The 21,176-nt window shown below is 73.3% G+C and carries 17 protein-coding genes; 9 read left to right on the forward strand and 8 right to left on the reverse strand.

Annotation, left to right across the window (positions count from 1 at the left end; translation table 11 throughout):
• Nucleotides 1-178: 178 nt before the first annotated feature.
• Nucleotides 179-3,082, reverse strand: coding sequence for a glycosyl hydrolase (locus ACIQBJ_RS05005; protein ID WP_400703688.1), 2,904 nt, complete (start codon nucleotides 3,080-3,082; stop codon nucleotides 179-181).
• Between the two features lie 310 nt (nucleotides 3,083-3,392).
• Here ACIQBJ_RS05005 and ACIQBJ_RS05010 point away from each other — a divergent pair, with 310 nt between their 5' ends.
• From ACIQBJ_RS05010 to fusA, 7 genes are all read left to right on the forward strand, one after another.
• Entirely contained in the window at nucleotides 3,393-4,700 is a 1,308-nt protein-coding gene (locus tag ACIQBJ_RS05010) for an extracellular solute-binding protein (RefSeq protein WP_400703691.1), read from the forward strand.
• 70 nt (nucleotides 4,701-4,770) lie between these two features.
• On the forward strand, nucleotides 4,771-5,727 hold the full coding sequence (locus tag ACIQBJ_RS05015) for a carbohydrate ABC transporter permease (RefSeq protein ID WP_400703694.1): 957 nt from the start codon (nucleotides 4,771-4,773) through the stop codon (nucleotides 5,725-5,727).
• Nucleotides 5,728-5,731: 4 nt separating this feature from the next.
• Nucleotides 5,732-6,628, forward strand: a complete 897-nt coding sequence (locus ACIQBJ_RS05020; RefSeq protein ID WP_400703697.1) for a carbohydrate ABC transporter permease — start codon at nucleotides 5,732-5,734, stop codon at nucleotides 6,626-6,628.
• 32 nt (nucleotides 6,629-6,660) lie between these two features.
• Nucleotides 6,661-8,121, forward strand: a complete 1,461-nt coding sequence (locus tag ACIQBJ_RS05025) for a GH1 family beta-glucosidase (RefSeq protein WP_400705789.1) — start codon at nucleotides 6,661-6,663, stop codon at nucleotides 8,119-8,121.
• 219 nt (nucleotides 8,122-8,340) lie between these two features.
• Nucleotides 8,341-8,973, forward strand: a complete 633-nt coding sequence (locus ACIQBJ_RS05030; RefSeq protein ID WP_400703700.1) for a TetR/AcrR family transcriptional regulator — start codon at nucleotides 8,341-8,343, stop codon at nucleotides 8,971-8,973.
• Nucleotides 8,970-9,779, forward strand: coding sequence for a VC0807 family protein (locus ACIQBJ_RS05035; RefSeq protein WP_400703702.1), 810 nt, complete (start codon nucleotides 8,970-8,972; stop codon nucleotides 9,777-9,779). The genes ACIQBJ_RS05030 and ACIQBJ_RS05035 overlap by 4 nt, the downstream gene beginning before the upstream one ends.
• A 547-nt stretch (nucleotides 9,780-10,326) precedes the next feature.
• Nucleotides 10,327-12,435: an elongation factor G gene (gene fusA, locus ACIQBJ_RS05040; RefSeq protein WP_400703705.1), complete on the forward strand. Its 2,109-nt coding sequence runs from the start codon at nucleotides 10,327-10,329 to the stop codon at nucleotides 12,433-12,435.
• A gap of 118 nt (nucleotides 12,436-12,553) precedes the next feature.
• Here the strand turns inward: fusA and ACIQBJ_RS05045 are convergent, their stop codons facing one another.
• The 4 genes from ACIQBJ_RS05045 to ACIQBJ_RS05060 form a co-directional block, all read right to left on the reverse strand.
• Nucleotides 12,554-13,228, reverse strand: a complete 675-nt coding sequence (locus ACIQBJ_RS05045; RefSeq protein WP_400703708.1) for a hypothetical protein — start codon at nucleotides 13,226-13,228, stop codon at nucleotides 12,554-12,556.
• Nucleotides 13,229-13,417: 189 nt separating this feature from the next.
• The gene (locus ACIQBJ_RS05050; protein ID WP_400703711.1) at nucleotides 13,418-14,308 is read right to left on the reverse strand and encodes a hypothetical protein; all 891 of its coding nucleotides are present in this window, start codon (nucleotides 14,306-14,308) and stop codon (nucleotides 13,418-13,420) included.
• Between the two features lie 199 nt (nucleotides 14,309-14,507).
• Complete coding sequence (locus ACIQBJ_RS05055) at nucleotides 14,508-16,568, reverse strand: phosphocholine-specific phospholipase C (RefSeq protein WP_400703713.1); 2,061 nt, start codon at nucleotides 16,566-16,568, stop codon at nucleotides 14,508-14,510.
• Nucleotides 16,569-16,804: 236 nt separating this feature from the next.
• Complete coding sequence (locus ACIQBJ_RS05060; protein ID WP_400703715.1) at nucleotides 16,805-17,209, reverse strand: nuclear transport factor 2 family protein; 405 nt, start codon at nucleotides 17,207-17,209, stop codon at nucleotides 16,805-16,807.
• A 136-nt stretch (nucleotides 17,210-17,345) separates the two neighbouring features.
• Between ACIQBJ_RS05060 and ACIQBJ_RS05065 the strand changes: the two genes are divergently transcribed.
• On the forward strand, nucleotides 17,346-17,912 hold the full coding sequence (locus ACIQBJ_RS05065) for a PadR family transcriptional regulator (protein WP_400703718.1): 567 nt from the start codon (nucleotides 17,346-17,348) through the stop codon (nucleotides 17,910-17,912).
• A 42-nt stretch (nucleotides 17,913-17,954) separates the two neighbouring features.
• Here the strand turns inward: ACIQBJ_RS05065 and ACIQBJ_RS05070 are convergent, their stop codons facing one another.
• Nucleotides 17,955-18,398: a very short patch repair endonuclease gene (locus tag ACIQBJ_RS05070; RefSeq protein ID WP_400703720.1), complete on the reverse strand. Its 444-nt coding sequence runs from the start codon at nucleotides 18,396-18,398 to the stop codon at nucleotides 17,955-17,957.
• Nucleotides 18,399-18,466: 68 nt separating this feature from the next.
• Nucleotides 18,467-19,471, reverse strand: coding sequence for a helix-turn-helix transcriptional regulator (locus ACIQBJ_RS05075; RefSeq protein WP_400703723.1), 1,005 nt, complete (start codon nucleotides 19,469-19,471; stop codon nucleotides 18,467-18,469).
• Nucleotides 19,472-19,630: 159 nt separating this feature from the next.
• Here ACIQBJ_RS05075 and ACIQBJ_RS05080 point away from each other — a divergent pair, with 159 nt between their 5' ends.
• Nucleotides 19,631-20,284, forward strand: a complete 654-nt coding sequence (locus tag ACIQBJ_RS05080; protein WP_400703727.1) for a YbhB/YbcL family Raf kinase inhibitor-like protein — start codon at nucleotides 19,631-19,633, stop codon at nucleotides 20,282-20,284.
• A gap of 43 nt (nucleotides 20,285-20,327) precedes the next feature.
• Here ACIQBJ_RS05080 and ACIQBJ_RS05085 read toward each other — a convergent pair whose 3' ends face one another.
• A complete protein-coding gene (locus ACIQBJ_RS05085) occupies nucleotides 20,328-21,047 on the reverse strand; it encodes an SDR family oxidoreductase (protein WP_400703730.1) in 720 nt (239 codons plus the stop codon).
• Nucleotides 21,048-21,176: the final 129 nt, after the last annotated feature.

Here is a 21,176-nt window from a genome sequence, read left to right on the forward strand (position 1 = left end):
CGCGTCGGGTCGTGCACTTCCGACGAGCATGCCCCGGCGCGGGGCGCGGGCCGGGTGGCGCGCGCCGATCCGTGCCGGGTGTTCGCGGAATCCGCACACCGGCTCCGCAAGCACGGAACGGCCGACCGCCGGGGCCCCTGTCGGTGGGCCCCGGCGGCGTTCGGGAGGGGGAGCGGGATCAGTCGAAGGGGAGGCGCAGGACGGACGCGCTGCCCTGGGACTGGGTTGCGCCGGTGCGGAGTTGGGCGGGGGCGCTGCCGAGGGCGGGCCAGACCTCGACCTTGACGGTGCCGTTGCTCAGGTTGGCGAGCGGGGCGCCGGTGCCGGCCTGCAGGCCGGCGGCGGTGGCGCTGTAGCGCTCCCAGCCGGGGACCGGGTCGGTGGCGAAGTAGCGGTAGGTCTCGGTCCGGTCGATCGTGCCGTCGCCGTTGAAGTCGTAGGAGACGCGGGCCTGTTGGGCGAGTGCGACGGTGGATCCGGCGTCCACGTACAGGTCGAAGTCGGTGGCGCCGCCGGGGCGGAGCGTGCCGGTGAGGTGGTCGAGGGTGAAGGTCAGCGGCTGGTAGGGCGCGCCGTCGTGGTTGGCGCCGCCGCCGGACGGGACGGTGCTGCTGGTCGCGCCGGTGCCGTAGGCCGCGGTGAGGGCGCCGCCGGGCTGCAGGTACAGCGTGCCGGCGCGGGTCTGCGGGGCGGTGGCGGACGGGGAGGGGGACGGGCTCGTCGACGGGCCGGTGGACGGGCTCGGGGAGGAGGAGGCGGACGGGGAGGGCGAGTTGGTGGTGCCGCCGGTGCCGCCGTCGGGCCTGGTGCCGCGTTCGGAGGCGGTGGAGCGGGCCGGGACGGTCAGGGTGTAGCCGTCGGAGAAGTGCACCGTCCGGGCGGTGGTGGTGAAGTTGTGCGCCACGTGGGTGCGGGTGGAGCCGTTGGCGAAGACCGCCGCGGTCGGGGTGTCGGCGGTGGTCGCCGGGTCCAGGGTGCCGAGTGCGGCGAGGTCGTAGATCCAGGCGTAGGTGTGGGCCCGGGACTCGCCCTCCTCGGGGGTGTAGCCGGCGTTGCCCGCGTCCCAGTCGGCCTTGGCGGCGGCCGGGTTCGTCAACGCCTCGGCCTCCCACAGGAGGTCGCGCCAGTCGGTGAACGCGCCCCCGTTGTTGGCCTTCAACTCGGCCAGGTTGGCGGCCAGATCGTCCTTGCGGCGCGCCAGGTAGAGCGAACCGGAGGTGACGGGAAGGAAGTTGATGCCGTGGATCATGCCGGGCGCGGCCGTCCACCAGGTGGAGTAGGCGGCGCCGGAGCCCCAGACCATGCCGACCGTGGCGTGCTGGAAGGCGGCCGGGAAGACCTGGTGGTCGGCGTCGAACCAGTACTGCTGAACGGCGTTGGCCTCGGTGGTGTACAGGTAGACGCCGAGGTCGCGCAGCGCGGTGTCGCCGGTGGCGGCGCCGTACAGCAGCAGGCCGGCGCTGAAGTTCAGCGACTCGGAGGAGGATTCCTCGTTGTTGCCGGCCGCGAAGGCGGCGTGGCCGGAGGCCCAGCCGTGGCCCTCGTACGGGTCGAAGTTGCGCAGCCACGGGAAGCGGCTGTCGGTGCGGTCGGTGTTGGCGGCGTCCTTGGCGAGCAGCTTGACCATGCCGCCCCACTGGGAGTCGGCGGCCCAGGCGGTGTCGTAGCGGGCGACGGTGGCCGCGGCCTGCACGAAGTAGCCGTAGTGGAAGTGGTGGTCGTTCAGTTCGGCGTCGGTGCCGTAGGACGCCGGGTAGCCGATCAGGGTCTTCCAGGTGAAGTCGTAGGCGAAGCCGGGCGAGCCGGTGCCGGAGAACCAGGTCTGCAGCTTGCCCTTCATCAGGCCGAGCATCTTGTCGCGCACCGCGGTGTCGCCCAACTGGTCAGCGACGGGCACGAGTTGGGCCAGGCGGCCGAGGGCCTTGCCGGTCCAGTAGGTGTCGGTGGCGGCGCTGAACGGGTCGCTCGCGTCGGCGACCTGGTGGAGGTAGCCGTCCAGTGCGGTGCGGTCGTAGGCGCCGACGTCGGGCAGCGAGGGCAGCACGCCGGTGACGGACTGCACGGTGGAGAACCCGCTGCCCTGGCGGACCTTCATGGTGCCGCGCGGCGAGGTGTAGGTCAGGGCGGTGAGCGGGTCCGGGGTGGCCTGCCACTGCTGGGGGTAGAGCGCGAGCAGGGTGCCCGTGCCGGTGCCCTCCTGGGCGGTGGTGGTGGCGGTGAAGGTGGTGGTGAGCTTCCCGGCGGCCTCGTCGTAGTTCCAGCCGACCTTGGTGTCGGTGACGAAGTTGTAGGCGTAGGAACGGAACCGGTCCAGGTCGGCGGTGGAGGGCAGCAGCGCGACCGAGTAGTAGTCCTTGCTGCCGAGGTTCGCCGTGACGGTGCTGCCGTTGACGCTCCAACTGGAGCCGGTGGGCGCGAACAGACCGTAGTTGTGGCCGGCCACGGTGATGCCGAGCACGCTGCCCTGGTTGCTGAACACGGTGGGCGCCGAGGCGGTGGTGACCTGCGCGGCGCCGCCGGTGGCGTGCGCGTACACGTACGGCAGGCCGTGGCCGATGGTGGCGCTGAAGGTGTGCGCGCCGTCCGCCCAGTACGGGGTGACGGTCCAGTCCGACCAGCCGTCCACCTTGGTGTCGGGGGAGTTCAGGCCGGCCACGCCCAGGGTGAGGTCCCGGGTGTGGGTGTAGTCGTACTGGCGGCCGTCGGAGGTGATGGTCGGCGTGGTCGGGTAGCCGACCTCCAGGCCCGCGGCCTGCGCCTTGAAGGTCATCGGGTGCGGGTACAGGTTCTCCGAGTACGGGTTGCCCGCGAAGCGCTGGTAGATCAGCGAGGACCACCAGTCGTTGGTGGGCGCGGCCTGTCCGGCCATCCGCGGCGTCACCTTCGGGGTGACCGGCGCGCCGTCGGAGTTGCTCGGGCCGACGGTGCCCGCCGGGCGGGCGTCGGTGTAGCCGCCGAGGCCGACCCGGACGGTGGCGGCGGAGGCGGTGCCCGCGCCGAGGGCGGCGGTGAGCGTGGCCGCGGCGGCCAGCGCCAGCGTGGTGAGCGCGGCCGTCGGGCCGCGGAGCGAGCGGAGCTTCATGATCGTGTGTCCACCTCGAGTGGGGGGCGGGCGGGGAGTATGAGAGCGCTCTCAGCCAGCGGACCGTACGGGCGGTCCTGAAGGGGTGTCAACTGCCGTGACACACACTGTTGCGTTCAGAAGTCGAAACCCCAGGTCGGGTCGATCGGGAGATTACGTTCAGGTTTCGAGGGCTTGACGGGCGAACTTCCGGTTGGGCACTCTCTCGGCATCGGTTGAGAGCGCTCTCAGATTCTGGGTGCTCTCCCGGACCGGCACCCGCTTCTCCACGACCTCTCCCACGCTCCCGCCCCGCCCTGGAGGCCATGCCATGCGTCCCGTCAGAGCCCGCCGTTCCACCGCCGCCCTCGGCAGCGCCGTCCTCGCCACCGCCCTGCTGGTCACCGCCTGCGGCAGCTCCGGCGGCACCGGGTCCACCGACTCGGCCGGCGGCAAGGTGACCCTCACGGTGGACCTGTTCGGCACCTTCGGGTTCAAGGAGGCCGGGCTGTACGACGAGTACATGAAGCTGCACCCGAACATCACCATCAAGCAGACCGACACCCAGGACGAGGGCCAGTACTGGCAGGCCCTGCAGACCAAGCTCGCGGGCGGCGGCGGCCTCGCCGACATCCAGGGCCTGGAGGTCGGCCGGGTGGCCAGCGTGGTGCAGAAGCAGTCCGACAAGTTCACCGACCTCAAGACGCTCGGCATCGGCGACGTCAACGACGGCCTGGTCGCCTGGAAGGCCGCCGCGATCAAGACCCCCGACGGCAAGGTGCTCGGCGCCGGCACCGACATCGGCCCGGAGGCGATCTGCTACCGGACCGACCTGTTCAAGGCCGCCGGCCTGCCCACCGACCGCACCGAACTCGCCGCCAAGTGGTCCAGCTGGCAGGGCTACCTCGACCTCGGCAAGCAGTACGCCGCCAAGGCCGAGGCGGGCAACGCCTGGACCGACAGCGCCGCCGGCATGTTCACCGCCGAGGTCGGCCAGCAGAAGGTCCGCTACGCCGACGAGGCCGGCAAGCCCGTCTACGACAGCAGCGACGCCGTGAAGACCGCCTGGGCCGACTCCACCAAGCTGGTCGCCGACGGCCTGTCCGCCAAGCTCGCCCAGTGGACCCCCGAGTGGAACAAGGCGTTCTCCACCGGCAAGTTCGCCACCCTGTCCTGCCCCGCCTGGATGATCGGCTACATCAAGGGCCAGGCCGGCGACACCGGTTCCGGCAAGTGGGACATCGCCGCCGGCCCCGGCAGGACCGGCAACTGGGGCGGCTCCTACCTGGCGGTGCCGCGCACCGCCAAGCACCCCAGGGAGGCCGCCGAGCTGATCAAGTGGCTGAACGCCAAGGAGCAGCAGGCCACCCTGTTCACCAAGCAGGGCTCCTTCCCGTCCTCCACCGGCGCGCAGGCGGCCATCAAGGACGTCAAGGACCCGTACTTCAACAACGCCCCGATCGGGCAGATCTTCAGCGAGTCCGCCAACGCGATGCCCGCGCAGGTGCTCGGCACCGACGACGGCGTGATCGGCAAGGCGTTCACCGACGCCCTCGGCGAGGTGGAGCGCACCAACACCGCCCCGGACGCCGCCTGGAAGCACGCCCTGGACAACGTCAAGAAGGCCAACGGCAACTGACGAGCCGTCACCTCCCGCGCACCGGCCCGCCGTTCGCCCGGCGGGCCGGGCCCCGTCGAAGGACCCGCCCATGGCCCTCAGCTCCACCGCCCGGCTGCCTGCCGGGCCCCCCGAGCCCGCCGCACCCGCGAAGCCGGCCGGCCGCGCCCGCCGCCGGCTCGCCCCCTACGGCTTCCTCACCCCGTTCTTCGTGCTGTTCGCCGCGTTCGGCCTGTTCCCGCTGATCTACACCGCCTGGGTGTCGCTGCACCGGGTCGAACTGCAGACCTCGGACCGGATGGACTGGCTCGGGCTGCAGAACTACACCCGGCTGCTCGACGACCCGTTCTTCTGGAACGCGCTGCGCAACACGTTCACCATCGGCGTGCTCTCCACGGTGCCCCAGCTGCTGATGGCCCTGGGCCTGGCCCACCTGCTCAACTACCGGCTCCGCGGCCGCACCTTCTTCCGGGTCGCGATGCTGATGCCGTACGCCACCTCGGTCGCCGCCGCCACCCTGGTCTTCGCCCAACTCTTCGGCCGCGACTACGGGTTGATCAACTGGGTGCTGAGCAGCCTGGGCGTCCACCCGGTCGACTGGCAGGCCGACACCTGGGCCTCCCAGCTCGGCGTCTCCGCCATCGTCACCTGGCGCTGGACCGGCTACAACGCGCTGATCTACCTGGCCGGCATGCAGTCCGTCCCCGCCGAGCTGTACGAGTCCGCGGCCGTCGACGGGGCCTCGCGCTGGCAGCAGTTCCGGCACGTCACCGTCCCCGGGCTGCGCCCCACCATCGTCTTCACCGTGGTCGTCTCCACCATCGGCGCCACCCAGCTGTTCGGCGAACCGCTGCTCTACGAGGGCAACTCCGGCGGCGGCATCTCGCACCAGTACCAGACCCTCGGCCTCTACCTGTACGAGCAGGGCTGGACCTTCTTCCACCTCGGCCGGGCCGCCGCCGTCGCCTGGGTGATGTTCCTGCTGATCGTCGTACTCGCCCTGCTCAACGCGGCGATCGCCGCCCGCCGCAACCGCACGGACCGGTGACCCGATGACCCACGTGATCGACAAGCCCCGTACGGCGCCGCGCGGTTCGGACCGCGAGGGGCGTCCGGCCCGCCGGGGCCGCTCCCCGCTGAGCGGCGGACCGCTCGCCTACGCGGTGCTGATCGGCGCCACCCTGATGTTCGTGTTCCCGTTCTACTGGACACTGGTCGCCGCCAGCCGCTCCAACGCCGAACTCAGCTCCCCCACACCCGCGTTGACGCCCGGGCCGAACCTGTTCCACAACTTCGGCGAGGCGCTGCAGCAGGCCGAGATCGGCACCGCGCTGCTCAACTCGCTGATCGTGGCGAGCGTGGTCACCGCCGGCGTGGTGCTCTCCTCCACCCTCGCCGGGTTCGCCTTCGCCAAGCTCCGCTTCCGCGGCCGCGGCGCGCTGCTCGCGCTCACCGTCGGCACCATGATGATCCCGCCGCAGCTCGGCGTCATCCCGCTGTTCATGGTGATCGTCAAGCTGGACCTGCAGAACAAGCTGCCCTCGGTGATCCTGCCCTCGCTGGTCTCCGCGTTCGGCGTGTTCTTCATGCGCCAGTACCTGGTGCAGGCCCTGCCCGACGAACTCGTCGAGGCCGGCCGGATGGACGGCGCCTCGCTGCTGCGGATCTTCCGCTCCATCGTGCTGCCCGTCGCCCGGCCCGGCATGGCCGTGCTCGGCATGCTCACCTTCATGGCCACCTGGAACGACTTCTTCTGGCCGATCGTCGCACTCAGCTCGCAGAACCCCACCGTGCAGGTCGCGCTCAAGTCGCTCGGCCAGGGCTACGTCCCGGACCAGTCCGTGGTGATGGCCGGCACCCTGCTCGGCACCCTGCCGGTGCTGGTGGTGTTCGCCCTGCTCGGCCGACAGATCGTCGGCGGCATCATGCAAGGCGCCGTCAAGGGCTGACTCACCCTCAAACTGTTTGGATGGAACGCGACATGACCGTCGACACGCTCGCCCAGGACGCCACCGCCACCGCCCCCGCCGGACCGGGCCCCGCCCGCCGCTTCCCGGCCGGGTTCCGCTGGGGCGCCGCCACCGCCGCCTACCAGATCGAGGGCGCCGCCGCCGAGGACGGCCGCACCCCGTCGATCTGGGACACCTTCAGCCGCCGCCCCGGCGCCGTCCGCAACGGCGACACCGGCGACATCGCCGCCGACCACTACCACCGGTACCGCGACGACGTCGCCCTGATGACCGAACTCGGCCTCGGCGCCTACCGGTTCTCGCTCTCCTGGCCGCGGGTCCGGCCCGGCGGCCGCGGCCCCGCCAACGAGGCCGGCCTCGACTTCTACGACCGCCTGGTCGACGAACTCCTCGCCGCCGGGATCGACCCCGTCGCCACCCTCTACCACTGGGACCTGCCCCAGGAACTGGAGGACGAGGGCGGCTGGACCAGCCGGGAGACCGCGTACCGCTTCGCCGAGTACGCGAGCACCGCCGGCCGCCGGCTCGGCGACCGGGTCGCCACCTGGACCACCCTCAACGAGCCCTGGTGCAGCGCCTTCCTCGGCTACGGCAACGGCGTCCACGCCCCCGGCCGCACCGACCACGCCGCCGCCCTCGCCGCCCACCACCACCTGCTGCTCGCCCACGGCCTCGGCACCGCCGCGCTGCGCGCCGAACTCCCCGCCGACGCGCAGGTCTCGCTCACCCTCAACCTGGCGGCCGTCCGCCCGCTCTCCACCGACCCCGCCGACCTGGACGCGGCCCGCCGGATCGACGGCCTGGCCAACCGGATCTTCCTCGACCCGGTCTTCCACGGCCGCTACCCCGAGGACGTCCTCGCCGACACCGCCGACGTCACCGACTGGTCCTTCGTCCGCGACGGCGACCTGGCCGAGATCTCCCGCCCGATCGACTCGCTCGGCATCAACTACTACACGCCGACCGTGGTCGCCGCCGAGGACGCCGCGGCGGCCGCCGCCGACGGGCCGCGCGGCGACGGCCACCAGGGCGGCAGCCCCTGGCCCGCCGACCACGGCATCCGCTTCCTGCCCGCCCCCGGCACCCGCACCGCCATGGGCTGGCCGGTCGACGCCGACGGCCTCTACGAACTCCTCACCCGGCTGCGCGACGACCTCCCCGGCGTCCCGCTGCTGGTCACCGAGAACGGCGCCGCCTACGAGGACTACACCGACCCCAGCGGCGCCGTCCACGACCCCGAGCGGATCGACTACCTGCACGGCCACCTCGGCGCCGTGCACCGCGCCATCGCCGACGGCGCCCCCGTCCAGGGCTACTTCCTCTGGTCGCTGCTCGACAACTACGAATGGGCGTACGGCTACAGCAAGCGCTTCGGCATCATCCACGTCGACTTCGCCAGCCAGCGCCGCACCCTCAAGGACAGCGCCCGCTGGTACGCCCGGGTGATCCGGGACGGGCAGCTGCCCGGCTGATCGGCTGCCCCGTCGATCGGCTGCCCTATTGATCGGCTGCCCCGTTGATCGGTTGATCGGCTGATCGGGGGAGCATCCCGGAAGGACCGTCCGCACCGCGCGGGCGGTCCTTCTGCTTGTTCGCGCAAGGTGTTGCTCGGGCGAGCAAACAGGTCTATCGTTTTGCTCAGGCAAGCAAGAGCTTGTTCGGGCGAGCAAGGACGGGCAAGGAGGTGCGCCGTGGGGCGGACGTTCACCGAGTCGGCGCGACGCCGGCAGATCGTGGCGGCGGCCATCGAGGTGATCGCCGACGCGGGCTACGCCAAGGCCACGTACGCGCGGATCGCCGAGCAGGCCGGGCTGAGCAGCACGGGGATGATCTCGTACCACTTCAAGGGCAAGGGCGACCTGCTGCGCGAGGTGGTCGCGGAGGTGATCCGGGTCGCGGAGGCGTACATGCTGCCGCGGATCGAGGCCCAGTCCGGCCCGCGCGAGCGGCAGCGGGTCTTCATCGCCTCGAACATCGAGCTGGCGGCGGTGCACCCGAAGGAGATGGCCGCGCTGCTGGAGGTGCTGAACCTCCAGGGCGACGACGCGCAGGACGAGTTCGCGGCGAGTCGGAAGGCCGTCATGGAGTTCCAGGAGCAGCGGGTCCGGGCCGCGCAGGAGTCCGGGGCGTTCGGCCCGTTCGACGCCCGGGTGCTGGTGACGGCCGTCCAGGGCGCGATCGACGCGCTGCTGGTGCGGGTGCTGCGCGAGCCGGAGCTGGACGCCGCGGCCTGCGGAAGGGAGTTGGCGGATCTGTTCGACCGGGCGGTGCGTCCGGCCGAGGTCTGCATGGAAGCGCATCGGACATGGGGTGAAGAGTCATGAGCGAGCAGCGGATCGAAGCGGGGGCGGCGGACATGGCGGGGGCGACGGGCGTGACGGGTACGGCGGGCGTGACGGGGGCCGGGGCGGCCGGGGGAGCGGCCGGCGGGCCGGGGGCGCTGCCGCGGGACGCGGACGGCAAGGTCGACTGGGCGGCGTACGCGGGGGACGGCGCGAGCGCGAAGGAGCGGGCGGCGCGCGGGAAGCGGCAGATGGCGCGGTCGCTGGTGTTCGAGCTGGGCGTGCCGCTGGCGGCCTACTACCTGCTGCTGGGCTTCGGGGCGGGCCAGTGGCTGGCGATCACGCTGAGCGGCCTGGCGGCGCTGCCGTGGGTGCTGTACGGCCTGGTCCGCAACCGCCGGCTGGACCCGATGCCGGTGTTCGCCCTGCTGATGATCGCGGTCGGCGGCCTGCTCTCGGCGGTCAGCGGCAGCCCCAGGGTGCTGCTGGTGCGTGACAGTTGGGTGTTCGGCCTGCTCGGCGCCTGGGTGCTGGGCAGCCTGCTGAGCCGTCGCCCGTTCATGCTGGGCGCGGCCCGCGGCGTGGTGGCGGCGAAGATCGGCCCGGCCGGTGCGGACGCCTGGGCGGGCCAGTGGGAGTACGACCCGGCGTTCCGCCGCCACCTGCGGCTGCTGACGCTGGTCTGGGGCGCCGGCTTCGCCCTGGACGCGCTGATCCGGGTGGCGTTCGCGCTGACCCTGCCGATCGGGGCCGTCCCGCTGGCGAACACGCTGCAGTGGCTGGCCGTGCTGGGCGCGCTGTTCGGCTTCCACTTCTGGTACGTCAAGCGCCACGACCTGGTGGTCTGACGCCCGGCGCCCGGCGGCGGGTGGGGAGCCGGCAGGAACAGGGAGCGGGGAAGCGGGGAACGGGGGAGCGGTAGGAGGGGAGCGGCGGTTCCGGCCGGTGGCCGGGGCCGCCGCACCGGCATGTCGGCATGTCGGCGGGCCGGGGCGGGAAAAGCCGGTGACGGTGGCGGGCGGGCGTGCCTAGACTCGGCACGCCGTAAGACGCCCGGGCCGGATGGCCGTCGGGCGCACCGTGACAGGGAGAGGGAGGGACCGGCCGTGCGTACTGCCGCCGTTGTCGTTCCCCCGTCGCGGTTCGAGGTGATCCTGGTGTCCTGGGCGGACCGGCGCCCGCTGCGCGGCCGGTGCCGGTAGAGGACCCGCGAGTTCTGCCCGATCCCCCTGTGAGTCCGGCCCGTCGACGGGTCGGCGCGCTGCGCCGCGCACCCGTGTGCGGTATGCGGCGTTTCATCTGCCGTGCCGTGCGGGTGAGTTGTCGGGGGACGGGCGTGCGGGCCCGTGGATCGCGCTGTCGATTCCTGGAACAAGACCCCGAAAGGCCCGGGCCATGCGCACCGACCTCGCCACCACCACGACCGCCGTCACTTCCGCCTCCGCTGCCGCAGCCGCAGCCGCAGCCGCCGCGATCGGCGCCGTCCGCAACCTGGGCATCCTGGCCCACGTGGACGCGGGCAAGACCACCGTCACCGAGCGCGTGCTGTTCCTGACCGGCGCGGTCCACAAGCGCGGTGAGGTCCACGACGGCACCACCGTCACGGACTTCGACCCGCAGGAGCGCGACCGCGGCATCACCATCTTCGCCGCCGCCGTCAGTTGCGAGTGGGACGGCCACCGGCTCAACCTGATCGACACGCCCGGCCACGTCGACTTCGCCGACGAGGTCGAGCGTTCGCTCCGGGTGCTGGACGGCGCGGTGGCCGTGTTCGACGCGGTCGCGGGCGTGGAGCCGCAGAGCGAGTCGGTGTGGCGGCAGGCGGACCGGCACGGCGTGCCGCGGATCGCGTTCGTCAACAAGATGGACCGGGCCGGCGCCGACCTGGACGCCGCCGTCGACTCGATCCGGGAGAAGCTCCACCCCGTCCCGCTGGCGGTGCAGCTGCCGATCGGCCGGGAGGGCGACTTCACCGGCGTGGTCGACCTGCTCGACCTGCGCGCGCTGACCTGGCCGGATGCCGCCGAACCGGCCCTGGCGGCCGTCCAAGTCGGCGACGTCCCGGAGGAGTTGGCGCCGGAGGCGGCCCGCCGCCGGGCCGCGCTGGTGGAGGCCGTGGCCGAACTGCACCCGGAGGCGCTGGACGAGTACTGCGCGACCGGGACGGTCGGCGGCGGCACGCTGCGCCGGGCGCTGCGGCAGCTCACCCGGGACGGGCAGGTCGTCGTGGTGCTGTGCGGCTCCGCGTACCGCAACCGAGGCGTGGAACCGCTGCTGGACGCGGTGACGGCGTACCTGCCGTCCCCGCTGGACGTCCCGCCGGTGCGCGGGGAGTCCGCCGACGGCGTGCAGGAACGCGCCGCCGATCCCGAACAGCCGTTCTCCGCCCTGGTGTTCAAGGTCACCGCGACCACCACCGGGCGGCTCGGCAGCCTGCGGATCTACTCCGGCACGCTGCGGAAGGGGGACACCGTGCTCGACGCGCGCACCGGCCGCAGCGAGCGGATCGCCCGCATCCTGCGGGTGCAGGCCGACCGGCACACCGAGACCGCGACCGCCGTGGCGGGCGACATCGTCGCGGTGGTCGGGGTGAAGGCGGCCCGGGCCGGCAGCACGCTGTGCGCCCCGCGGGCCCCGCTGGTGCTCGAACCGGCCGTCGCCGCCGACCCGGTGATGACGGTCGCGGTCGAGCCGCGCCGCTCGGTCGACACCGACCGGCTGGCGGTCGCGCTGGCCCGGATCGCCGAGGAGGACCCGTCCCTGGTGGTCGGGACCGACCCGGAGAGCGGGCAGCGGGTGCTGTCCGGGATGGGCGAACTCCACCTGGAGGTTGCGGTGGAGAAGCTCCGCCTGGCCGGCCTGGAGGTGGCGGTCGGCCGTCCCCGGGTCGCCTACCGGGAGACCCTCTCGGCGGTGGTGGCCGGCCTGGTGCTGCGGCACGTCAAGCAGGACGGCGGCTCCGGCCAGTTCGCGCACATCGTGGTCGACGTCGCCCCGCTCGGCGAACCCGGCACCGACGGCTTCGAGTTCCGCTCCACCGTCACCGGCGGGCGGGTCCCGCAGGAGTTCGTGCAGGCCGTCGAGGCGGGCTGCCGGGACGCCCTCGCGGACGGCCCGCTCGGCCACCCGGTCACCGGCGTCCGGGTCACCCTCACCGACGGGGCGACCCACGTGAAGGACTCCAGCGACCTGGCGTTCCGCACCGCCGGGCGGCTCGCCCTGCGCGAGGCGCTGCGGCGCGGCACCCCGGTGCTGCTGGAGCCCGTGGTCGAGGTCACCGCGACGGTGCCGCCGGACAGCGTCGGCGGCGTCCTCGGCGACCTGGCGGCCCGGCGCGGCCGGGTGCACGGCTCCGAGCCGCGCGGCGGCAGCGCCGTGCTGACGGCGACCGTGCCGCTGGCCGAACTCTTCGGCTACGCGGGCGCGTTGCGCGGCCGTACCCAGGGCCGGGGGACCTTCACCACCCGGCCCGCGGGATACGCGGCGGCGCCGCGGCAGCAGTAGGGGGTGACGCCCCCGTCCCGTCCCGCCTTTCCGGCCGGTCGGGGCGGGGGCGTTCCCCGTGCCTCGGTGGGGCTTGGCGTGGCGTGGCGTGGCGTGGTGGGGCGTGGTGGGGCCGGGGTCAGCGCAGCCAGCCGCGTTCGGCGGCGCGGGCCCCGGCCTGGAAGCGGCTGCGGGCGCCGAGCGCTTCCAGGGCTTCGGCGGTCAGGCGTCTGACGGTCCGTTCGGAGATGCCGAGCCGCCGGGCCGCGACCACGTCGGTGGCGCCCTGCTGGAGGATGCGCAGCAGCGTGTAGTGCTGCTCCGTCATGCCGTCGCGGTCGCGGCCGCGCGGGTGGCGGAGCGGCGCGGCGGCGTGCCAGAACTGCTCGAACAGGGCGCACAGCGCGCCGACCGGGCCGGGGCCGTGCAGCACGGTGGCGGTGTCGCCCCGGTCCGGGTCGAGCGGGAGGACGGCGCTGTGCCGGTCCACCACGACCATCCGCAGCGGCAGTACGGCCGTGGTGCGCACCTGCCCGCCGAGCCGCACCAGGCGGTGCGCGTGGTCGAGGGTCGGCCGGTGGCCGCGCACCGCGTCCAGGTACAGGGTGCGCACCTCGACGCCCCGGGCGAGCGCCTCCTCGTCCGGGGGCCGCTGCTCCGGGTCGGGGTCGGGGACGAACGCCAGGACCTGGACGCGGGCGGCGGCGGCGAGTTCGGCCAGCCGGCCGCGGACCGCGGCCGCCCCGATCAGCCGCTCCGTCCCGGTGCGCCCGACCACGTCCTCCGGCTCGGGGGCGCGGAGCCCGGACGGCACGTCAACCCCCGTTCGGTGCAAGGTGATCGTCCCCCGCCGAACCCGGACAGGTCACCGTGTGCATAGCCGCCGCTCCTCCACCCGCCCCGCCATTGTGGGTAGGTCTAGACCATTGGGGCATCCGGTGTCAAAGGGGTGTCCGGAGCGTCCGGGGCGTCCGGACCGGAGCGGCCCGGTCGGTGCGGGCAGTCAGCGATTCGGGGCCAGCCACCGCTCGGCCACCGCGAGGCTCTCGGGGTCGTAGTCCTCCCGGGCCGCCCGCAACAGGCGGGCGCGCAGCTCGCGGGGGAGCGAGTCCACGTCCTGCTGCTGCCGCGGACGGCTCCGCCAGGAGATCAAGTGCCTTACCGCGCCCAGCTCGTGGCGCCGCCCGGCGTCCGGCGAGAGCAGGGCGGCCACGATCCCGGCGATCGGCACCTCGCCCAGCAGCCGGCCCGGTGTCGCCTCGTGGGCGGCGAAACCCGAGTAACGGCCACTGCCCGCGCCGTACCAGGCCAGCACCTCCAGGACCCGGGCCACCGGATCGGGGGTGGCCGCCCGCAGGCGCTCTCGCAGTTCGGCGAGGAAGGCGTCCGACGGGACGCCGCCCGTGACGGACGGCTCCAGCAGGGGGCCGGTCAGGTCGGTGAGGGCGGCCGGGACGGCGGCCAGCCAGGACGCCTCTTCGGCGTTCTCGACCGCCCGCCGTTCGGCGTCCTGCTCGGCCAGCCGTAGCGGCTCGGAACAGCCGTGCCCCGCCAGCCAGCGCAGCAGCGCGTTCCCGTCGGCGAGCACGGCCTGGCCGTCCCACCCGGACCGGGCCAGGGTGCGCCCGTGGTGCAGCGCCACCTGCGCGAGCCGGTCACCGGCCGCGCCGAGGAACTCCAGCCGGACGTCCCCCAGGCACATGCACACCGAGCCCGACAGCTCCGACAGCGCCAACGCCGCGCGCAGGGAGTGGAGTTCGTCCTCCGCCCGCAGGTCGACCGTGACGGCCGCAGACGCCTCCGCCCGCCCCACCCCGGTCAGCCGGACGGCGACGGCGCCGCGCACGGCGGCGTCCAGGGCCAGGAGCCCGTTCGGGTCCGTCGGTCCGGGCATCTTCCGCTCCTTGTCGCGTCCTCCGCGTCCTCCGCGTCCTCCGCGGTCTCCGCTCGGTTCTTCGGCCTCTTCGGCCTCTTCGGGCCGCGTGTTCTCCGTCGATCCAAGCGGTGCCGTTCGTGGTTCGGCAAGCCGGACGGTGCGGGCGGCACGCCGGTCCGGACGCCGGGTGGTGTCCGGACCGGCGAGCGCCGAGGGATCAGGCGGTGAGGATGCCCGGGTCGGAGAGGGACGGGGCGCCGGTTTCGACGTGGCCGGCGAGGCGGCGGACGAAGTCGGCGGTCTGGTCGGAGGTGATGGTGAGGTCGTACCAGCGGCGGCAGGTGGAGAGGTCGGCGGTGAGGGTGACGGTGGCGCTGCGGGCGACCGTGACGGTGCGCGGGGGCCCCGCGTAGGCGTTGGTGACGGTGAGGACCGCGGTGGTGCCGGCCGGGTTGGTGAAGGTCAGGTCCAGGTTGCCGGTCGCGGCGTTGTGGCGGGCGGCGACCTCCGGCCCCGCGGTCTTGCCCGGGTTGCGGAAGCGGCGCAGGAAGCCGTTCGGCCCGAACACCGTGAGGTCGGTGACGCCCTTGGAGTACGTGGTGTTCCAGGTGTCGGCGACGGACTTCCCGGCCTCGGCGGTGTACGTCCACGGCCCGTCGGTGCGGTTCGCCGAGGTGATCAGGAACTGGGCGCCCGCCGTCGGCCCGCCGCCGCACGTCAGGGTGTACTTGCCGCCCGCCACGTCGGCCGAACCGTCCACGTACGGCGCGTACTTGAGCGGACGGGTCGGCTTCGCCCCGGCCTCCTGGCGCGGCATGACGCCGGTCGCGGGCGGGGTCGGCACGTAGTCGGGGTGCCGGTTGCCGTCGGCCGGCCGGTACGCCGCGGTGGACGGCAGCACGGCCGGGACGGTGTTCGAGGAGGTGAAGTCGAAGGCCGAGGTGAGGTCGCCGCAAATGGCCCGCCGCCAGGGCGAGATGTGCGGTTCGGCGACACCGAAGCGCTGCTCCATGAAGCGCAGGACCGAGGTGTGGTCGAAGGTCTCCGAGCAGGTGTAGCCGCCGGTGCTCCACGGCGACACCACGATCATCGGCACCCGCTGCCCGAGGCCGTACGGGCCGGCCGCGTAGCTGATGTTGCCCGCGAACAGGTCGGGGCCGGTGGCGACCGTGGACAAGCCCTGGCTCGCGGAGGACGGCGGGAACGGCGGCACCACGTGGTCGAAGAAGCCGTCGTTCTCGTCGTAGGTGATGAACAGCGCGGTGCGGGCCCACACGTCCGGGTCGGAGGTGAGCGCGTCCAGCACCTGCGAGACGTACCAGGCACCGTAGTTGGCAGGCCAGTTGGGGTGCTCGGTGTACGCCTCGGGCGCGACGATCCAGGAGATCTGCGGCAGCGTCCCGCCCTGTACGTCGGCCCGGAGGCGGTCGAACAGGCCCTCGCCGGCCTTGGCGTTCGTCCCGGTGCGGGCCTTCTCGTACAGCGCCGAACCGGGCTGCGCGTTGCGGTAGTTGTTGAAGTAGAGCAGCGAGTTGTCGCCGTAGTTGCCGCGGTAGGCGTCGCCGATCCAGCCCCAGGAGCCGGCCGCGTTCAGGCCGTCGCCGACGTCCTGGTAGATCTTCCAGGAGACGCCGGCGGCCTCCAGGCGCTCCGGGTAGGTGGTCCAGGAGTAGCCGGCCTCCTGGTTGCCGAGCACCGGCCCGCCGCCGGTGCCGTCGTTGCCGGTGTACCCCGTCCACATGTAGTAGCGGTTCGGGTCGGTGGAGCCGATGAACGAGCAGTGGTACGCGTCGCAGAGGGTGAACGCGTCGGCGAGCGCGTAGTGGAACGGGATGTCCTGCCGGGTCAGGTACGCCATCGTGGTGGCCGTCTTGGCGGGCACCCACTGGTCGTACTTGCCGTTGTTGAACGCCTTGTGGCTGCCGGCCCAGTCGTGGTTGAGGTCCTGTACGAACTGCATGCCGAGGTCGTTCACCTGCGGCCGGAACGGCAGGATCTCCTTCTTCGCGCTGTTCGTCTGGTACCAGACCGGCTTCCCGCTGGGCAGGGTCACCGGGCGCGGGTCGCCGAAGCCGCGGACGCCCTTCATCGCGCCGAAGTAGTGGTCGAAGGAGCGGTTCTCCTGCATCAGCACCACGATGTGCTGGACGTCCTGGATGGTGCCGGTGGTGCCCTGCGGGGCGATCGAGGCAGCCCGCGCGATGCTGGGCGCCAGGGCGGAGAACGCCACGCTCGCGCCGGCCAGTTGGAGGAAACGACGCCGGTTCGGATCGGCCATGGGTGAGTCGCCTCTGCGGGGTGAGGGGTGGGTGGGCGGTGCCCCTCAGGACAGCGTGCGCGGGGTACCGGCGGGCGGACCGCTCGTGACCGAGCGGCGTACGTCGAGCGAATGCCTTGAGTTGTTCGGACAAGTGTGAACAGCTCACCCGCATCTTGTACAGACAGCGTGATTCGCCTTTCCCGCAGGGCGGCTGACGGGCGCCCCGCCGTCCGCCCTACTGCCCACCGTCCGCCTTACTGCCCACCGGCCTCCGCGAGGGCCTCGGCGGTGATCCGCTCGAACTGGGCGCCCATCGCCTCGGCCAGCGCGTGCGCGCCGGACAGCGGGCGGACCATGACGGTGAACTCGTCGATCAGCCCGGCCTCGTTCACGTGCAGGAAGTCGCAGCCGTGCACCTCGCGCCCGCCGACCTTCGCCCGGAACACCAGCGCGTGGTCGGCCCCGTCCGCCCCGCCGATCTCCCGCTCGTACCGGAAGTCCTCGAACACCCGCAGCACCGCCCGCAGGATCGCGGCGGTGATCGGCCTGCCCGGGTACGGCTTGAACGCCACCGGGCTGTTGAACACCACGTCGTCGGCGAGCAGCGCGATCAGGGCCTGCTCGTCCCGGGCCTCGACCGCCTGGCGGAACGGGTGCATGACGGAGCTCCTTGAATAGTCACTTTGTTGAGTATGCCTACCGGCGAGTATCAGGTGGCTGCGGGCCGACTGTCCAGGGGTGGAGGCGCTCGCGCGCGTACTCGTCCTGTTGAGTACCGGTGCTAGCCTGGGTCGCATGGCACTGCGGAACGCGCTGATGGCGGCCCTGCTGGAGGGCGAGGCCTCCGGGTACGACCTCGCCAAGGGCTTCCACGCCTCGGTGGCGAACTTCTGGGCGGCGACGCCGCAGCAGCTGTACCGCGAACTCGACCGGCTGGCCGCCGACGGGCTGGTCGGCGCCCGCACCGTCCGGCAGGAGAAGCGCCCGGACAAGCGCCTGTTCTCCCTCACCGAGGCCGGCCGCGCCGCCGTCCGCGCCTACACCGCCGAACCCCCGTCCCGGCCCAGCACCATCCGCGACGAACTGCTGGTCAAGGTGCAGAGCGTGGACGCGGGGGACGCCACCGCCGTCCGCGCCGCGATCATCGAGCGGATGGAGTGGTCGCGCGGCAAGCTCGCCCGCTACGAGCGCCTGCGGCACCGCCTGCTGGACGGCCGCACCGAGGAGCAGCACCTCAACGAGGCCGAACGCGTCGGCCCCTACCTCACCCTGCTGCGCGGCATGGAGTTCGAGCGCGAGAACCTGCGCTGGGGCGAGTTCACCCTCGGCGTCCTCGACCGGCGGGCGGCACTGCGCTCCTGACGGCCGGTGCTCCCACGGTCGCCTCGTCACCCAGTTACCTGGTCACCGAGTTGACCGTGCGGCCCGGCTGCGGGCCCGGCGGGCCCGGACGGTGTCGGTGACGGCGCGGGCGATCTCCTCGGCGGGCTGGTGCTCCCAGAAGCGCAGGACCGTCCAGCCGGTGGTGGTGAGGTGCTCGGTGGTCTCGTGGTCGCGGGCGACGTTGCGGTCCAGCTTGGTGCGCCACCACTCGGCGTTGGACTTCGGGCTGGTGGCGTGCTCCGGGCAGCCGTGCCAGAAGCAGCCGTCGAGGAACACCGCGACCTGCGGCCCCGGAAACAGCACGTCGACCGTGCGGCGGGGCATCCCCGGGACGCGGGCGTTGACCCGGTAGCGCAGGCCGGCGGCGTACAGCAGGCGGCGGACCGCGAGTTCCTGGGCGGTGTCCCGCGAGGACTGGCGGCTCATCCGGGCGGCGACGGACGGCGAGGACGCGGTGGGCGACATGTCGCCAGTATCGGCCGGCCCGCCGACAGCCGGGCGGGGGAGCCCGGTGGGGGAGGGCCGGGCCGGGCTCAGGCCGCGGTGAGCGGGTGGACGGAGTTGGTGGAGGCGGTTGCCGCGGTGTGGGCGGTGACCAGGCGGCGCAGGGCGTGTTCGGTGGCGGGGTCGGCCGGGGTGAGGGTGTAGAGCAGGTGCGGACCGGTGCCGAGGATGTCGTAGTGCAGGTGCAGGACGCCGGCCTCGGCGTGGCGTACGCGCTTGTGTCCGGCCGATCGGTCGAGGACCGTGTGGTCGTTCCACCACAGGTCGAACTCGCCGCTCCGGTGGCGGAGTTCACCGACCAGGGCGGTGAGTCGGGCATCGTCGGGACGGCGTCCGGCGGCGGCCCGGAGGTGGCCCACGGTCTCGCGGGCGACCTGCTCCCAGTCGAGTTGGGCGGTGCGGGCGGCCGGGTCGAGGAAGATCATTCGGGCCAGGTTGCTGGCAATGCCGCTCCCCGCGTCGGTGCCCGTGCCGGGCGTCGGGGTGTCGGCGGCGCGGAACGACGGGCCGAACAGGGCCCGGGCGGCCGCGTTGTGGGCGAGCACGTCGAGCCGGTGGTCGGTCAGGTAGGCGGGCAGCAGCGGGATGCCGTCCAGCAGGCGGCGCAGCGAGTCGCGGGGCGCGGCAGTGGTGTCCGCGGGCGGGGCCGGGCTCTCCCGGCGGGCGATCAGGTGCAGGTGGCGGCGCTCGTCCGGGGTGAGGCGCAGTGCCTCGGCGACCGCGTCCAGGACGGCCGCGCCGGGGGTGCCGACCCGGCCCTGCTCCAGCCGGACGTACCATTCGACGCTCACGGCGGCGAGTTGGGCGACCTCCTGGCGGCGCAGCCCCGGAGTGCGGCGGCGCGGGCCGCGCGGCAGGCCGACCTGTTCGGGCTGCAGCCGGGTGCGCTTGGCCCGCAGGAAGGCGGCCAGCTCGGCCTGCGGGAGCGGCCGTCCGGTCCGCGGCAACGGCCGTCCGGCGGGGCCGGAGGCGGTTCCGGCGGAGGTGGTCGGGCTGCTGGGGGTGGCTGCTCCTGCTCCTGCTCCGGCGGTCATGCCCTTGATGATCGCCGCGGGGCGGCCGGTCCGTCCAGGGCTGATCCTGGTACGCCGGACACCACCATCGGGGCGGTCTCCCCGAGTCCCCTGCGGCAGAAGAGAGTTGGGGGCATCCGGTCCGGTTCCGCGCCGGGCCCGTACCGAGGAGGCCGCCCCGTGTCAGCTCCGTTCCGCGTTCCGTCGCGTCCGTTCCGCCGTCCGTCCGGGGCGGCCGCCGTGCTGGTGTCCGCCGCCACCGCCGTGCCGCTGGTCCTGTTCGGCGCGGCCGACTCGAACGCCCAAGTGGGCGGGAAGCGGGTCGAGTTCGGCTATTCGGCGGTGCGGTCGGGGATTCCCGCCGGGCTGCCCCGGTTCGCCGTCAGCAGCCCCGACCTGGTGAACGGCGCTTTCCCGCAGGCGAATTGGGCGAACTCCTTCGGCTGCGACGGCGGCAACCGGCCGCTGCGGCTGCAGTGGCACGGCGCTCCCGCCGCGACCCGGAGCTACGCCGTCACCATGTTCGACGTGGACGCCCCGACCGGTTCGGGCTTCTGGCACTGGCTGAACTGGGACCTGCCCGCGACCGCCACCCGGCTGGACGGGGCGCTGCCGCCCGGCGCGGTGGCGGGCACCGACGACGCCGGTGTGCCGGGCTACTTGGGCCCCTGCCCGCCGGTCGGCGACCGCCCGCACCGCTACCGGATCACCGTCTACGCGCTGGACGTGCCCTCGCTGGCGCTGCCCGCCGCCACACCGCCGGCCGTCACCGCGTTCAGCCTGGGCGGGCACATCCTGGGAACGGCGCAGACCACGGCGGTGGCCGCGCGCTGACCCGATCGCCTTGCGGTGGGGGGCAGTTGCGGACGGACGCGGCTCAGCTCGCCGGGGTCAGGCGCAGGCCGCCGTCGCTCTCCAGGACGGTGCCGGTGAGGTTGCGGTTGGTGGCGGCCAGGACGACGGCCTCCGCGACGTCCTCCGGCGCGGCGACCCGGCGGACCGGCAACTGCTGGGCGGCATGGGCGAAGTAGGCGTCCCGGGCGTCCTTCGGCATGCCGTCCCACCACGGGGTGTCGACCACACCGGGGGAGACCGCGTTGACCCGGCGCGGGGCGAGCTCCACCGCGAGCGGCCGGATCATCGCCTCCAACGCCCCGTTGACGGCGGCGAGTCCGGCCGTCCCGGGCATCGCCGAGCGGGCCGAGGTCGAGGTGACCAGGGTGATCGACCCGTCCTCGGACAGGTACGGCAGCGCAGCCTGGATGGTCGCCAACTGCCCCCAGAACTTGGCCTCGAAGGCCTCCCGCAGGACGCTGAGGTCGAGTTCGGCGAACGTCCCGGCCCCGCTGCCGCCGCTCAGGGCGACCACCAGCCAGTCCAAGGTGCCGATGGTGTCCAGGAGTTGGACGAGCTGCTGCCGGTCGGCGCCGTCCGCGCGGTGCCCGATCAGCTCCGGGTCGCTGCCCGCGAGCGCCGCGAGGCGCTCCTCGCCGCGCCCCACCACGTGCACCACCGCTCCGCGGTCGCGCAGTTGGCGCGCGGTGGCGAGTCCGATACCCGACGTTCCGCCGACCACCAGTGCGATGCGTTCGGTCATGGCTGTTCCCCCTTCGCTGCCCGGTCCCCTCGGCGTGCCGAGGGGACCGGTGCGGTGCGTCGCGGCCCGGCTATTTCGAACCGCGACGTCTCGTCTCGAATTAAGGTAGCGTGGCGACCGTGATCGAGC

The organism is Kitasatospora sp. NPDC088391, from assembly GCF_044753345.1.
Lineage (GTDB): Bacteria > Actinomycetota > Actinomycetes > Streptomycetales > Streptomycetaceae > Kitasatospora.

Coding starts and splice junctions, on each gene's coding strand:
- ACIQBJ_RS05005 (WP_400703688.1), bottom strand. CDS start 3,082: ATGAAGCTCCGCTCGCTCCGCGGCCCGACGGCCGCGCTCACCACGCTG.
- ACIQBJ_RS05010 (WP_400703691.1), top strand. CDS start 3,393: ATGCGTCCCGTCAGAGCCCGCCGTTCCACCGCCGCCCTCGGCAGCGCC.
- ACIQBJ_RS05015 (WP_400703694.1), top strand. CDS start 4,771: ATGGCCCTCAGCTCCACCGCCCGGCTGCCTGCCGGGCCCCCCGAGCCC.
- ACIQBJ_RS05020 (WP_400703697.1), top strand. CDS start 5,732: ATGACCCACGTGATCGACAAGCCCCGTACGGCGCCGCGCGGTTCGGAC.
- ACIQBJ_RS05025 (WP_400705789.1), top strand. CDS start 6,661: ATGACCGTCGACACGCTCGCCCAGGACGCCACCGCCACCGCCCCCGCC.
- ACIQBJ_RS05035 (WP_400703702.1), top strand. CDS start 8,970: ATGAGCGAGCAGCGGATCGAAGCGGGGGCGGCGGACATGGCGGGGGCG.
- fusA (WP_400703705.1), top strand. CDS start 10,327: ATGCGCACCGACCTCGCCACCACCACGACCGCCGTCACTTCCGCCTCC.
- ACIQBJ_RS05050 (WP_400703711.1), bottom strand. CDS start 14,308: ATGCCCGGACCGACGGACCCGAACGGGCTCCTGGCCCTGGACGCCGCC.
- ACIQBJ_RS05055 (WP_400703713.1), bottom strand. CDS start 16,568: ATGGCCGATCCGAACCGGCGTCGTTTCCTCCAACTGGCCGGCGCGAGC.
- ACIQBJ_RS05060 (WP_400703715.1), bottom strand. CDS start 17,209: ATGCACCCGTTCCGCCAGGCGGTCGAGGCCCGGGACGAGCAGGCCCTG.
- ACIQBJ_RS05065 (WP_400703718.1), top strand. CDS start 17,346: ATGGCACTGCGGAACGCGCTGATGGCGGCCCTGCTGGAGGGCGAGGCC.
- ACIQBJ_RS05070 (WP_400703720.1), bottom strand. CDS start 18,398: ATGTCGCCCACCGCGTCCTCGCCGTCCGTCGCCGCCCGGATGAGCCGC.
- ACIQBJ_RS05075 (WP_400703723.1), bottom strand. CDS start 19,471: ATGACCGCCGGAGCAGGAGCAGGAGCAGCCACCCCCAGCAGCCCGACC.
- ACIQBJ_RS05085 (WP_400703730.1), bottom strand. CDS start 21,047: ATGACCGAACGCATCGCACTGGTGGTCGGCGGAACGTCGGGTATCGGA.